Here is a 13,554-nt window from a genome sequence, read left to right as displayed (position 1 = left end):
TCCGCTCTCTTTGCTTTACACGTGTGCGTCACACGCCAATCTGCTTCGCGAGGCGGCCGATATACCAGGCCGAGAACTTTTCGACGAGCCCTTCCGTGTACGGCGAATACGGGCCCGGCTCATACGCGCTGCTAGACGCGCCGCGCTGTGAATACTCCACGAGTGTGCGGTCCTGGTTGTTGGTCGCATTCCACACAGCGGTGAGGTTCTCGACGTCGTAGTCGATGCCTTCGCGTGCGTCCTTGTGAACGAGCCAGCGCGTGCGCACGAGCGTTTCGCCAGCGGAAAGCGGAATCACGGAGAACGACACGATGTGGTCGCTCATGAAGTGATGCCACGAATTCGGCTGCGTCCAGAACGAGAGGCCGCCGAGGTCGGCCGTACGAAATTCGCCAAGCAGTTTCTTCGAGGCGACCTTCGCGTCCAGCGTTTGCGACTCGCCGCAGCGGTCGAGCGGCAGGCGCTGCGTGCGAAAACCCGTGACGTCCAGCAGTTTTTCGATTTCGACCGAAGGCAGGTCCATCGCTTCCCACTGCTGCGCGCGCTCGTTGCAGGTGCGCTCGAACGCGTCCATGCCTTCTGCGTTGGCCTCCGTGCGTGCGTAGCCGAAGCCGTATTCGTAGAGCGAAATTGTCAGCTCAGGGTGGTTCGCCACGCAGTGATAGCACTCGCGATTGTTTTCCATCACGAGCTTCCAGTTGCCTTTTTCGATGATGTCGACCTGCGCGGCGACCTTGCATCCTGCGAGATCGTGAGGCAGCAGGTACGGCTCCATCTCTGCGCGCATGTCCGCGAAATCGGCGGGCGGTTCTTCGGCCAGGCACACGAAGATCAGGCCCGCGAGATTTTCCACGTGCACGTTCTTGAGGCTGTGCTTGCAGCGGTCGAACTGCTCGCCCATATGCTCGGCGAACATCAGTGCACCGGTAAGGTTGTAGGTCCAGCTGTGATACGGGCAAACGATATTGCCCACCGACCCCTTCTCTTCGTTGCACAGACGCGCGCCGCGGTGGCGGCAGACGTTGTGGAACGCACGCACCTGCATGTCGTCGTCGCGCACGATCAGGATCGAGTCGCCCGCCAGATCGACGGTCACGTAGTCGCCAGGTTCCGGAATTTCCGCCTCTGTGGCGACCTCGATCCAGTGCTGCCGGAAAATCGTCTCCATATCGAGCGCGAAAATCTCCTCGCTCAGGTAGAAAGGCGCCTCCAGGCTGTAACCCGCTTGGCGGCGCTCGATCAGCGCGCGAATCTCTGCCGTTACTTTCATGTGTGCTCCGGATTTTTCATCCCAGTTCGTTGCCGACAGGCCAGCAAAAATCAGTAATCGATGAGTTGATGCTCCCGCAAATACGCGAGGATCACTTGTGCTTTTTCGACCGAACTCCCTTCAATTACGACGTTGCCGCCCCGGCTTTCAGTTGTGGTCGCCGAAAGCATGCGCGCGTGGCCGGAGCGCTTTTCCGCCGCGGCCAGCCGCACGGGTTTACGCTCGATTGGGCCCACGGTCCATGCTTGCGATTCAGGCGCTTCGGCAGCGCTCGCGCGCGTTGTGGGTTCGGGCCGCACCGTGCCCGCGCGCAGGCGCGCATAGGCGTAACGGGGCTGTGCATTCGCGAGCGGATGCACAGCGATCACGGCGGGCAGCGCGGTCTGCACGCGCCGGCGCAGGCCTTTCGGCAGGAACTGGCGCACTACGGCGGTGCGCGTGGCGCTATCGACGTCAATGTCCACGGCACTCCCGACCATCGGCACGCCCAGCACCGCTGCTACGCCGTACGGCAGCATGCCGCTGTCGTGCGCCCCTTCGGCGCGTGTGCCGGTCAGGATGAGGTCGTAACCGCGCACGCGTTCTGCCAGCAGGCGCGCCGCGTCGCCGGTCGGCGTACAGGCCAGCACCTCGACTTCGTGCGCGCCTAGAGCCAGGTATTCGGCAAGCGCGGGATCGGCTGCGTCGCCTGCGTGCAGCACGTCTAGACGCGCCCGATGCCGCTCGGCCAGCGAGCGCGCGAGGTCGAGCGCGAGCGCATCGTTGCGGCTGTAGCGCGGCGCGCCGCTCACTGGGTGGCGACCCACCGAAACGAGCACTGCAATGCGCTCGATTCCGCGTTGAGGATCATGGCGGGCGTTCATGCGGCGACTCCTGCGGAATGCGTTTCGTCATGTGCGGCGCTCGCCCCGCCACGCTCTGCGCGTGCGGCTTGCACCTGTTCGATCAGCGCGGCGATGGTGCCTTGCGCGTCGCCGACCACGGTCAGATTGGCGCGCTTCGCGATCGGCGCGCTGCCGTCGAGATTCACGGCAATCACATGGCGGCAGTCCTTGATGCCCTGCAAATGCTGCACGGCCCCCGAAATGCCGAACGCGATATACACGCTCGCCTCGACCGTCTTGCCCGTGGCGCCTACTTGCTTGTCGCGCGTGAAGTGGCCGTTGTCCACGGCCACGCGGCTCGCGCCGATTGCCGCGCCGAATGCGCCCGCGAGTTGCCCGAACGCCGCGATGTCGGTCACGCCGTTGCCCGCCGAGACGATGAAATCGGCTTCTTCGAGCGCGACCTGGGCGGCGTCGATGGATTCGAGACCGAGGTCCTTATATGGCGAGACGAAATCGTTAGCAGGCCGGATGAAATCGCCCGCAAGTCGTTCGCCCGCGCCGACGAACGGCAGCTTCGCCTCGACGGCGTTTGGCGCGAGCAGGATCACGTCCGGCAGCGCGCGAGCCGCCCACGCGCGCTTTGCCTGCTCATACACGCCCACGTGTTTCGCATCGATTTCGACGACATGTGTCGCCACGTTCGCGCCAGCGGCGGCCGCGTAGCGCCGGCCTAGGTCGCCGTCGCCATACGCGTTGTCGGGGATGAACACGTGCTTCGGTGCGAGCGCTGCCGCGCAGGCCTGCAGCGCTCGCAACTCGGTTTCTGGCGCGAACGTGCGGCGCTCGAAACCAGGCAGCTCGATCAGCTTGTCCACGCCGAGCGCTCCGGCATCGTCCTTGAGTTCGCCGAACACGAGCAGCACGACTTCGGTTTGCGCATCGGCCAGTAACGCGGCGGCGGCAACGGCCTGACACGCGTGATCGTCGAGCGCGCCACGCTCGCTGTGTGCGGCTACGAGCATCACATGATTCGGGCTGCTAACGACACGGCGTGGCTTCGCAGCGCTTTCGTGCCCGTGCTGCGCGAGCCATTGCGCGTCGCTCGCGTCTGCGCTGCCGGTCTCGCCCAGCGTGATGCGCTTGAGGCCCGCCGCCGTCACGACGAAGGGACGGCGCGGATCGATTCGTTTGATTGTATTCATCGATTCACTCCAGCGAAGCGGCGACGAGTTCGGCCACGTCGAGCACGTCGGGGCGCGGGCCCACCACGCCTTCGAGCATCGCCGTGCACTGCGGGCAGCCCACCGCTACTACGTCGGCGTTGACCGCGCGCGCGTCGGCCATGCGGATGTCGGGAATGCGCTGCTTGCCGGGAATGTCGGTGAGCGGCGCTCCGCCGCCACCGCCGCAGCAGCGTGCACGCATGCCGCTGCGCTCCATCTCCACGACCTGGATGCCGATGGTCTTGAGCAGCTTGCGCGGCGCTTCGGTTTCGCCGTTGTAGCGGCCCAGATAGCAGGGATCGTGATACGTCGTGCGCTTTTCAGCGAGCGCCTGCACGGCCTTCGGCGCGATGCGGCCGGTCGCGGCCAGTTCCGCAAGGAAGGTCGTGTGATGCAGCACTTCGTAGCGGCCGCCGAGCGCGCGATACTCGTTGCGCAGGCTGTGCATGACATGCGGATCGGCGGTGACGATGCGCGCGAAGTTCAGCGTGGCGAGCGTCGTCATCATCTGCTTCGCCATTTGCTGGAACGTCGCTTCGTCGCCCAGTCGGCGTGCCACGTCGCCGGTGTCGGTTTCGCGCGCGCCGAGCACCGCGTAGTTCACGCCTGCCTTGTTGAGCACCGTCACGAGCGCGCGCAGCGTGCGCTGATAGCGCATGTCGAATGCGCCCTCGCCCGCCACCACGAGTATGTCCACGCGCTTGCCAGGCTGCGCCACGGGCGCGTTGAGATCGACCGACCAGTCGTAGCGCGCGGCTTTGTCGTAGCCGCCTGCCGTGCCCGTTTCGCGCAGATTGGCGAGCACTTCGGGACCTTTGCCCGGCACCTCGCCATGCACGAGCGTCTGGTTGCGGCGCATGTCGACAATGGCATCCACGTGCTCGATCAGCATGGGGCACTCTTGCACGCAGGCGCGGCAGGTTGTGCACGACCACAGCGTTTGCGCTTCGATCAGGCCGGAAACGATCGGACCGTTCGGCGCGCCGCTATGCTGGCCGACCTTGATGCCGGGCGTGGGGCTGCCGGCATACGCCGCATCGGTGCCGCCCGCCATGCCCACCACGAGATCCTGAATCAGCTTCTTGGGGTTGAGCGGCTGGCCCGAGGCGAAAGCGGGACACGCGGCTTCGCATTTGCCGCACTGCACGCAGGCGTCGAAGCTCAGCAACTGGTTCCAGCGAAACTCCACGGGCTTCGCCACGCCAAATTCCTGCTTCTCTTCGATGTCGGGGAGCTTCAGCGCCGTGGGCGGCGTGGCCGTGCCGTTGCCGGTCCAGCCTTCGCGCGTTGCCGAAAAGCGTTCCTGACGCGGGTGAAACGCCAGGTGCAGCAGGCCCGCAATCGCGTGCTTCATCGGGCCGCCCTTCGCGGCGCCAAACGTCATCGCAAACGCGCCCACGCCGATCAGCACGGCGCAAAGCACCGCGAAGCCGCCCGACATCGCGCCTGCGGGCACGACCACAAAGAGCGCCACACCCAGCGCGAACGAACCCAGCAGCCACGGCAGCGTATTCCACGGCCCGCGCGAGAGGCGCGCCGGCACATTTTTCGCGTGACGGCGGCGCCAGACGAACACCGCGCCGATCAGCATGGCGAGCGCCGCGAGAAAGATCAGCTTGTCGAGCCACGGCGAATAGATCGCGAAGCCGTAGTTGATGAACACGAGCGCGAGCGCAGCAATGGCGCCGCCTGCCGTGGCGACGTGCGTCTTGGCGATATACGGGTCGCGCGCCACGACGTGGTGCAGATCCACGAAATAACGCTTCGGGATACTGAACAGCTTGCCGACGCCGACAGAGCTGGGCGCGGCGGCGCGCCCCACCCGCCAGAACGCGGCGCGCTTCGCGACCGCGAACGCGAGTCCCGCCATCGACATCCACAGCAGCGCGGTAATGAGCCAGGTCGGATTCATGGTTCAGAAGTCCTTGGCGAGCCGCAGCGCGTCGTAAATCGCGCCGTGAATGTTGTGCAAGGAAATGCAGTCGCCCACGCGGAAGAGCACGAAACGGCCATTGCCGAGTTCTTCGGAAAGGCACGGCTGCGCCTCTGCCGCGAAGAGCTTGTGCACGTCCACCTGGCCGCGATTGACCGATTCGGGCTTGAGCTTCCAGTACAAGCCGTCGTTCGGCGTGCTGCCGTTTTCGATCACCACCTGATCGACCGCGCGCTCTTCCTGTTCCTCCGTGTACTCGTTGCGCAGCACGGCGATCTTCTTGCCGTCTTCCTCGTACACGCGGTCGAGCCAGTAATTCGGCGAGTGAATCACGCCTTGCGCATAGAGCCGGCGATAGAAAATCGGGAACGTGGTGCCGCCCACGTCGTCGGCGACCTTCACGTCGGGCGTGACGATCTCGACCTTCGATCCACGGCTCGAGATGAAGTCGGCAACGCCCGCGCCCGCATGCGTGCTTACGCCGTCGTAGACGAGCACGTTCTGCTTCGGCTCGACCTTGCCGCTCAGGATGTCCCACGAGCTCACGGCGAGACCTTCTTCGACGCCCCACGCCGGAACCTGCTGCGTGAAGCTCGACCCGCCCGTCGCGAGCACGATGATGTCCGGCTTCTCCGCGAGGATCGTTTTCTCGTCGGCGATCACGCCAAGGCGACGATCGACGCCAAGACGCTTCGTCTCCATGTCGAACCAGCGCACGATGCCCGCCATCTGCTCGCGCTGCGGTGCTTTTGCGGCGAGCAGAATCTGGCCGCCCACGGCATCGTTCTTCTCGAACAGCACGACGTCATGGCCGCGCAGCCGAGCCACGCGAGCGGCCTCCAGACCCGCCGGGCCCGCGCCGACCACCACCACCTTGCGCTTCGGGCCGCGCGACTTTTCGATGACATGCGGCATCGTCGCTTCGCGCGACGTTGCCGCGTTCTGCACGCACAGCACGTCGAGCCCGTTGTACTGGCGGTCGATGCAATAGTTCGCGCCCACGCACTGCTTGATTTCGTCTTCGCGGCCGTCACGAATCTTGATGACCATATGCGGGTCGGCGATCTGCGCGCGCGTCATGCCCACGAGGTCGACCATGCCGCTCGCGAGCAGGCGCTCGGCCTGGCCCGCGTCGCGAATGCTCTGTGCATGCATGATCGGAAGCTTGACTACCGACTTGATACCCGCGGCGAGATGCACGAACGGCTCGGGCGGCAGCGCCATGGGCGGCATGCAGTTCGCGAGTGTGTTGTGCGTATCCGCGCCGGAGCCGATCACGCCGAGATAATCGATGAGACCCGTTTCCGACATCGCCTGCGCGATTTCCTTTAGCTGCTCGTGATCGAGGCCGTCTTCGTGGAATTCGTCGCCGCACATGCGCAGGCCGACGCAAAAGTCCTTGCCCACCGCTTCGCGCACGGCCTTGAGCACTTCCACGCCAAAACGCAGACGGTTTTCGAGCGAGCCGCCCCATTCGTCGGTGCGGAAGTTCGTGCGCGGGCTCCAGAACTGGTCGATCAGATGCTGGTGCGCAGCGGAAATCTCGATGCCGTCCATGCCCGCATCCTTCACGCGCTTTGCAGCCGTCGCAAAGTCGCCGATGATGCGGCGGATCTCCTCCACCTCGATGATCTTCGCGTTGCCGCGATGCACGGGTTCGCGCACGCCCGAAGGCGACATCAAATGCGGCCAGTGCTCGCCGTGAAACGCCGAGCGGCGGCCCATGTGCGTGGCCTGGATCATGATCTTCGCGCCGTGGCGGTGCATGGCTTCGGCCAGACGCGCGAGCGGATCGATGATCTTGTCGGTGGCGAGATTCACCGACTTCCACCAGCTCTGGGGACTGTCGATCGACACCGGGCTCGACCCGCCGCAGACGGCGAGGCCCACACCGCCCTTCGCCTTCTCCTCGTAGTAGCGGATATAGCGGTCGCCCGGCAAGCCGCCCGGCTCCGCGTAGACCTCGGCGTGGGCCGTGCTGACGATGCGGTTGCGCAGCGTGAGCTGATTGAGCGTCAAGGGTTTGAACAGATTGGGGTAGCGCATCGCAGACGACCTCTGGCGTTCGTGTCTTTCGGTATGACCTGTATTACGGGGCGCGCGGCCGTTCAGGCGGCGATCGGCGAGACTTCGAATACGCAGTGCGTGTGGCCTTCGGCGGCGCACTGCACTTCCTTCGACTGCGAGCGCGGCGCGTTTTTTCCGCCTTCCGTGGTGTCGTTCACCCAGTCCATCGCGCCCGCGAACCAGCCGGCGAACATGTAGCAAAGCTTGCCTTCCTTGCCCGGCTGCGCAAGCACGAACGACGAATGGCGCAGTTCGATCTTCGCGCGCGCCGTGGCCGGATCGGCCTCACGGATGGTGAAGAGCCCCCAGCCGCGCTGCGAAAGACGCTTCAGGTAATGCTCGAATACGGCCATGCCGGCGATGCCGTGCTTTTCGGCTTCCTTCGCGCACCAGTGGTAGGCGGACTTGTAGCCGGCCTTGTAGAGAATTTCGGCGTACGTGTCGAGGCCCAGCGCCTCTTCCACGGCGGTGTGATTGTTGGTGAAGAAGTGACGCGGCACATACAGCATGGGCAGCGCGTCCGTGGTCCAGACGCCGGTGGCGGGATCGACATCGATCGGCAGTTGCGGTTGCATTTCGTGGGGCTCCAGTGATTCAGTGAGCGTAGTTAGTTAGGGTTTCTAATTAGTATCGATGGCCTGTCCAAATTGCTTCGACCGGCCGGCGGTCAACCGCCCCAGACTTCGCCGAACACGCGCATCCAGTTCTCGCCCATCACCTTCTTGATGCGCGACTCGCTCCAGCCTGCCTTTTGCATGGCGGCGGTGAGGTTCGGAAATTCGCCGATCGTACGAATGCCTTCCGGGTTCACGACCTTGCCGAAATTCGTGAGGCGGCGATAACGGCCCTTGTCGTGCGTGATCCAGTCGAAGAACTCCGTGCTGTAGCCTTGCGTGAAGTCCGTGCCAATGCCCACGCGGTCTTCGCCGATCAGATCGACCACGTATTCGATCGCCTCGAGATAATCCTCGACCGTCGAATCCGCGCCTTTCTTGAGAAACGGCGCGAACATGGTCACGCCCACGAAGCCGTTGGCGTCGGCAATTTCTTTCAACTGCTCGTCGGTCTTGTTGCGCGGGTGCTCCTTGAGGCCCGACGGACAGCAGTGCGAATACGTCACCGGCTTCTTCGAGCAGGCAATCGCATCCGACGAAGTTTTTCCGCCCACGTGCGAAAGATCGACCAGGATGCCCACGCGGTTCATTTCCTGGATCACTTCGCGCCCGTAGCCGGAGAGGCCGCCGTCCGGCTCATAACAGCCGGTGCCGACGAGGTTTTGTGTGTTGTAGCAAAGCTGCACGACATTCACGCCGAGTTCCTTGAACACCTCGATGTAGCCGAGGTTGTCCTCGAAGGCATACGAGTTCTGGAAGCCGAAGATAATGCCGGTCTTGTTCTCCTTCTTCGCGCGCAGAATGTCGTCGGTCGTGCGCACGAGCGTGAGAATCTCGCTGTACTCGCGAATCTGCTGCTTCATCTGCGCAATGTTGTCCACGGTCTTCTGAAAGTCTTCCCAGACGGAAACCGTGCAGTTGACGGCGGTGACGCCGCCCTTGCGCATGTCTTCGAACACCGAGCGCTCGAACTTCGAAATGTTCAGGCCGTCGATGATGATGCTGTTGTCGTGCAGAGTGCTCATTAGCCGCTCCGGAACTCGCGTATTTAAATTGAAAGGCGGTGGTGTGAAGAATCAGGCTTGCGTATAGATCGGGAAGCGCTCGCACAGTGCGAAGATCTCGCGGCGCACGCGCTGCTCGGTGGCGGCGTCGCCTTCGGGATGCGTGCGCAGAGCGTCGAACACTTCGAGAATCAGGCCCCCGATCTCGCGGAATTCCTCCACGCCGAAGCCGCGCGTCGTGCCCGCTGGCGTGCCCAGGCGAATGCCCGAGGTGACCGTGGGCTTTTCGGCGTCGAACGGAATGCCGTTCTTGTTGCAGGTGATGCCGGCGCGCTCCAGTGCCTGCTCGACCTGATTGCCCTTGAGGCCCTTGGGCCGCAGATCGACGAGCAGCAGGTGGTTGTCGGTGCCGCCCGTCACGAGATCCACGCCGCCCGCCTTCAGCACTTCGCCCAGCGCCTTCGCGTTGGCGAGCACGCTGTCGATGTAGGTCTTGAAACTCGCATCGAGCGCTTCGCCGAACGCCACCGCCTTGCCCGCGATCACGTGCATGAGCGGGCCGCCCTGCAGGCCGGGGAACACGGCCGAGTTGATCTTCTTTGCGATCTCCTCGTCGTTGGTCAGCACGAAGCCGCCGCGCGGACCGCGCAGCGTCTTATGCGTGGTGGAGGTAACGACGTGCGCGTGCTCGACCGGGTTCTGGTGACGGCCGGCAGCGATGATGCCCGCGATATGCGCCATGTCGACCATCAGCTTCGCGCCGACCGAGTCGGCGATGGCGCGAAAACGTGCAAAGTCGAGTGCGCGCGGATAGGCGGAAAAGCCCGCGATGATGAGGCTCGGCTTGTGCTGCTGCGCAAGCTCTTCGACCTGGTCGTAATCAATCAGCATGGTTTCGCGATTCACGCCGTACTGCACGGCGTTGAACCACTTGCCCGAGAGCGCCGGCTTCGCGCCGTGCGTGAGGTGGCCGCCCGCGTCGAGCGACATGCCGAGCACCGTGTCGCCGGGCTTGGCGAGCGCGAGCATGACCGAACCGTTGGCCTGCGCGCCCGAGTGCGGCTGCACGTTGGCGAAACCGGCGTTGAAAAGCTGCTTGATGCGGCTGATGGCGAGCGCTTCCACCTCGTCGGCGAATTCGCAACCGCCGTAATAGCGCTTGCCCGGATAACCTTCCGCGTACTTGTTGGTCAGCACTGAGCCTTGCGCCTCGAGCACGGCGCGCGACACGATGTTTTCCGACGCGATCATTTCGACCTGCGACTGCTGACGCTCGAGTTCTTTCAGGATGCTGCCGCGAACCGCCGAATCGCGCTGCGCCAGCGTCTGCGAAAAGAAAGGTTGAGTGTTCGACATAGGGCTTCCGTGACGATGAATGAAGGACTTCCTGCGTTGCTAGAGGCCCCGTCGCGGCTGGCTTTGGAGCGGCTTTGAAACCGCTTGACCGGCTGGGGACCGACGGTTCTATTCTTGTCGTTCGAATTGGCGCTCAACGTCGAAATTCAGACGCGTTCTTTTCCTTTTCCGCCATCCGCGTCCATTTTTCACAAGTGGCTCTTCCGCCTGCGCCCGCTAACGGTGCGCCGTGCCCCATGTTTCCCGATCCGAATGATTTATCGGGCATCGCAGTGCACCAATCCCGCACTCTCGTCCTTTTTCCGCGCCGGGCTTTATTGTCCAGATGACTCAGGGTTTTGCCGCATGGCACACTGGACCCGCCAAATTCGAAAATTGCGGTAGCGTAGCCGGCCCCCCGGCCTCACCGGGCCTCCACTGGGCACCAGGCTACCGATCACAAGGAATCGTCCCCCATGCTGCCGGATCGCACAGCGTCGTTTGCGCACTTCGCGTTCATGCCGCTGCCCGACTTCACGATGATCGCGTTCACGAACGCCATCGAAGTCCTTCGTATGGCTAACTACCTGAGCGGGCAGCCGCTTTACAGGTGGTCGATCATCACCCCGGAGGGCGGCCCGGTCACGTCCAGCAACGGGCTTTCCATCGACACCGGCCCGGCCGAATGCGTGGGACAGCCCGATATCGTGTTCGTCTGCGGCGGCATCGACGTGCAGCGCGCCACGACGCCCGCCCATCTCGCTGCGCTGCGCCGCTTTGCGCGCATGGGTGTTGCGCTGGGCAGCCTTTGCACGGGGACCTATGCGCTTGCGAAGTCCGGGCTGCTGGCTGGGTATGCCTGCGCGATTCACTGGGAGAACATGTCGGCGCTGAAGGAGGAGTTTCCGTCCACGCGTTTTCTCAAGGAACTCTTCGTCATCGACCGCGACCGTGTGACCTGCACAGGCGGCGTCGCGCCGCTCGACATGATGCTGCACCTCATCACAGCGCGCGTGGGCACTGCACGGGTTACGCAGATCGCCGAGCAATTCGTGGTCGAGCATGTGCGCGATACCTCTGCGCAGCAGCGCATGCCGCTGGTTGCGCGGCTCGGGTCCGCGAACAAGTCGCTTTTCGAAGTGATCTCGCTCATGGAGAACAATATCGAGGAGCCGCTTTCGCGCGAGGAGTTGGCGCGGCTAGCGAATATGTCGCAACGGCAGTTGCAGCGGCTATTTCATGAGCATCTTGGCATGACGCCTACGCATTACTATTTGACTTTACGCCTGCGGCGCGCGCGTGAGCTGCTTCTGCAAACCGATATGTCGATCATGCAGATTACGATGGCTTGCGGGTTTCAGTCCGCTTGTCACTTCAGCAAGAGCTATCGCGATGCGTTTGGTAGTGCGCCTACCGGTGAACGGCGTAAGCGGATCGCGCCGCTTTCTGGTGCGGATACGCCTGCTTCGGTTGCTGCTGGTGTGCCTGCAACGGTGCACGTATAAAACCTGTTTTCGCGTCGGTCTGCCTGGGTTGCCCCTGTGCGGGGCGGCACCTACTTTTCTTTGCAGCGGCAAAGAAAAGTAGGCAAAAGAAAGCCGCTCAAACCGCCAGCGCCAGCCACGGTTCACCTCGCGCCATACCAGGTTAATGGCTCCGGAGCGTCTGTCACCTCTCGCCCCCAGGCGGAGTGACAAGGCAGTCATACGTCCGTCGGCGCTACGCGCCCCGAAGGGCATAACCGAAAGTCGAATGCCCTCGCAAACAGACCGGTTTGCCATGCAGACCCAACCGCAGCGCGCGCAGCGAGCAGCGGGATGTATGACGGCCTTGTCACTAACGAGAATGGTGCGAGGCGACAGACGCTCCGGAGCCATTAACCTGGTATGGCGCGAGGCGAACGGTGGCAGGCATTAGCGGTGTGAGCGGCTTTCTTTTGCCTACTTTTCTTTGCCGCTGCAAAGAAAAGTAGGTGCCGCCCCGCACAGGGAAAACGTCGATCCTCACGTTCAACTCGTCAGAAGCCTTATCCATCAAGACCTTGGCGCGAATTATAGCGCGCTCGCGGGAGGCAAAATTGCGACGCGAGGACTACATGGGGACTAGCGTCGCGCACTTTCCGCGTGACAGCCGGACTCGCCGCTTTCCCTTGCTGGACGGGCGTTTCGCGGCCTTCTGGTGGCCTCGAAGGCCCAACCCTGCAATAGCTCGCGCTCCGCGCCTCGCCATCGCCACTGCGGGCCGGATTTCAAGCCCAATGCGCCCCTTCGTCGCCCCCGTTGCGCCTGCTTCGAGCCGCATGTGTTCGTCGTGATCGTCGAACACATGCGTGGGCGACCGCAAGGCCGCCCTAGATGCCTACAGCGAAGTGACGTGCCTACAGGCCAACCACATCAGCGACGCCTTCGATAAACGCGCATACCTCGGCGGGCTCGGGGTAGGGACTGCCGAGCAGTTTCTCGACGAAACATTCCACATCGGCCCTGCATACGTCACCGGGGTCCGTCACATTGTGCGTGGATGCGTACAGCGGAAAGCCCCAGCCATAGGCAGGCACCGGGTGCCAGTTGTCGATGTAGTGCCGGTCGATCTTCGCTAGCTCACGGGCGTCATGCGGGCGCATGAGCGCGATGGCTGCGTGCTGTCCGATGGCGAAAAACTTCTCGTGCACTTCGCGCTCGTACTCGGCTTCACCGGCTAGCTCGGCTTCGCGACACAGCCGAGCAAACTTGGACCGCTGCTCCGGTGTGAGCAGCGCAATACGGCGGGATAAAGGAATCGCTTTCGATTGCATGGCAATCTCCTGTTCCAGTCAAAAAAAATGACGATTACCCAGACGATGCTGGGAGAACAGGCGACGCGTGCGGTATGTTCCGCTGCCCACGCACTCTCGTCACCTAGACCGGTCGCGTGGACCGGCCAGTTGCCATGTACCTCACCGCGACCGACTGGCCTGATGCTGCACCAGAGCGGGCGGAACACGAGGGTTATGATTCACCTCGAATATCGTGGCGTCAACCATGCCGTAAACCCTGGGTGATCTGGTAGCGCCGTGCCGCGCAGGCCGGCGAAGCCGGCGTCGCAAAAAAGCTCATCGCGGACTCCCCGGAAACGAGGCGGAGGTCGCCGATTTCGGCCAGGAAGAGACGGTGGCATTGTCGCGCCGAAGGACCGAAATCGGTATCGAAGCGAACATTCGTGTTCCCACACATTTGGCATATTGACGGCATCAGCCAGAATCAGTCGCTCGATTTCCGCACCTAAGATCTTTAAGTTGCGCT

At 63.3% G+C, this 13,554-nt stretch carries 10 protein-coding genes; 1 reads left to right on the top strand and 9 read right to left on the bottom strand.

Annotated elements, in window-relative coordinates:
* Positions 1 to 28 precede the first annotated feature (28 nt).
* The 8 genes from VSR72_RS14725 to VSR72_RS14690 all read right to left on the bottom strand — a co-directional run bounded on the left by VSR72_RS14725 (position 29) and on the right by VSR72_RS14690 (position 10,294).
* Positions 29 to 1,270, bottom strand: a complete 1,242-nt coding sequence (locus VSR72_RS14725; RefSeq protein ID WP_342953067.1) for an aromatic ring-hydroxylating dioxygenase subunit alpha — start codon at positions 1,268 to 1,270, stop codon at positions 29 to 31.
* A 50-nt stretch (positions 1,271 to 1,320) separates the two neighbouring features.
* The gene (locus VSR72_RS14720) at positions 1,321 to 2,133 is read right to left on the bottom strand and encodes an electron transfer flavoprotein subunit beta/FixA family protein (RefSeq protein WP_342953066.1); all 813 of its coding nucleotides are present in this window, start codon (positions 2,131 to 2,133) and stop codon (positions 1,321 to 1,323) included.
* A complete protein-coding gene (locus tag VSR72_RS14715) occupies positions 2,130 to 3,299 on the bottom strand; it encodes an electron transfer flavoprotein subunit alpha/FixB family protein (protein WP_342953065.1) in 1,170 nt (389 codons plus the stop codon). Before VSR72_RS14715 ends, VSR72_RS14720 begins: the two co-directional genes overlap by 4 nt.
* Positions 3,300 to 3,303: 4 nt before the next feature.
* A complete protein-coding gene (locus VSR72_RS14710; RefSeq protein ID WP_342953064.1) occupies positions 3,304 to 5,232 on the bottom strand; it encodes a (Fe-S)-binding protein in 1,929 nt (642 codons plus the stop codon).
* Between the two features lie 3 nt (positions 5,233 to 5,235).
* The gene (locus VSR72_RS14705) at positions 5,236 to 7,299 is read right to left on the bottom strand and encodes an NADH:flavin oxidoreductase (RefSeq protein WP_342953063.1); all 2,064 of its coding nucleotides are present in this window, start codon (positions 7,297 to 7,299) and stop codon (positions 5,236 to 5,238) included.
* 62 nt (positions 7,300 to 7,361) lie between these two features.
* The gene (locus tag VSR72_RS14700) at positions 7,362 to 7,895 is read right to left on the bottom strand and encodes a DUF5943 domain-containing protein (RefSeq protein ID WP_342953062.1); all 534 of its coding nucleotides are present in this window, start codon (positions 7,893 to 7,895) and stop codon (positions 7,362 to 7,364) included.
* Between the two features lie 92 nt (positions 7,896 to 7,987).
* Complete coding sequence (locus tag VSR72_RS14695) at positions 7,988 to 8,959, bottom strand: dipeptidase (RefSeq protein WP_342953061.1); 972 nt, start codon at positions 8,957 to 8,959, stop codon at positions 7,988 to 7,990.
* 51 nt (positions 8,960 to 9,010) lie between these two features.
* Positions 9,011 to 10,294: a serine hydroxymethyltransferase gene (locus VSR72_RS14690; protein WP_342953060.1), complete on the bottom strand. Its 1,284-nt coding sequence runs from the start codon at positions 10,292 to 10,294 to the stop codon at positions 9,011 to 9,013.
* Between the two features lie 455 nt (positions 10,295 to 10,749).
* On the opposite strand from VSR72_RS14690, the gene VSR72_RS14685 reads away from it, so the two are divergent.
* A complete protein-coding gene (locus tag VSR72_RS14685) occupies positions 10,750 to 11,778 on the top strand; it encodes a GlxA family transcriptional regulator (protein WP_342953059.1) in 1,029 nt (342 codons plus the stop codon).
* Positions 11,779 to 12,650: 872 nt separating this feature from the next.
* Here VSR72_RS14685 and VSR72_RS14680 read toward each other — a convergent pair.
* Positions 12,651 to 13,067, bottom strand: a complete 417-nt coding sequence (locus tag VSR72_RS14680; protein ID WP_342953058.1) for a hypothetical protein — start codon at positions 13,065 to 13,067, stop codon at positions 12,651 to 12,653.
* Between the last annotated feature and the right edge of the window lie 487 nt (positions 13,068 to 13,554).

It is taken from the genome of Paraburkholderia sp. JHI869 (assembly GCF_038900775.1).
Classification (GTDB): domain Bacteria; phylum Pseudomonadota; class Gammaproteobacteria; order Burkholderiales; family Burkholderiaceae; genus Paraburkholderia.
The sequence above is the reverse complement of the archived record's forward strand: the minus strand, read 5'-3'. Positions and strand labels throughout refer to the sequence as shown.

What these genes read in the sequence shown, in the direction of transcription:
- VSR72_RS14725 (WP_342953067.1), bottom strand. Translation starts at nt 1,270, where the DNA reads ATGAAAGTAACGGCAGAGATTCGCGCGCTGATCGAGCGCCGCCAAGCG.
- VSR72_RS14720 (WP_342953066.1), bottom strand. Translation starts at nt 2,133, where the DNA reads ATGAACGCCCGCCATGATCCTCAACGCGGAATCGAGCGCATTGCAGTG.
- VSR72_RS14715 (WP_342953065.1), bottom strand. Translation starts at nt 3,299, where the DNA reads ATGAATACAATCAAACGAATCGATCCGCGCCGTCCCTTCGTCGTGACG.
- VSR72_RS14710 (WP_342953064.1), bottom strand. Translation starts at nt 5,232, where the DNA reads ATGAATCCGACCTGGCTCATTACCGCGCTGCTGTGGATGTCGATGGCG.
- VSR72_RS14705 (WP_342953063.1), bottom strand. Translation starts at nt 7,299, where the DNA reads ATGCGCTACCCCAATCTGTTCAAACCCTTGACGCTCAATCAGCTCACG.
- VSR72_RS14700 (WP_342953062.1), bottom strand. Translation starts at nt 7,895, where the DNA reads ATGCAACCGCAACTGCCGATCGATGTCGATCCCGCCACCGGCGTCTGG.
- VSR72_RS14695 (WP_342953061.1), bottom strand. Translation starts at nt 8,959, where the DNA reads ATGAGCACTCTGCACGACAACAGCATCATCATCGACGGCCTGAACATT.
- VSR72_RS14690 (WP_342953060.1), bottom strand. Translation starts at nt 10,294, where the DNA reads ATGTCGAACACTCAACCTTTCTTTTCGCAGACGCTGGCGCAGCGCGAT.
- VSR72_RS14685 (WP_342953059.1), top strand. Translation starts at nt 10,750, where the DNA reads ATGCTGCCGGATCGCACAGCGTCGTTTGCGCACTTCGCGTTCATGCCG.
- VSR72_RS14680 (WP_342953058.1), bottom strand. Translation starts at nt 13,067, where the DNA reads ATGCAATCGAAAGCGATTCCTTTATCCCGCCGTATTGCGCTGCTCACA.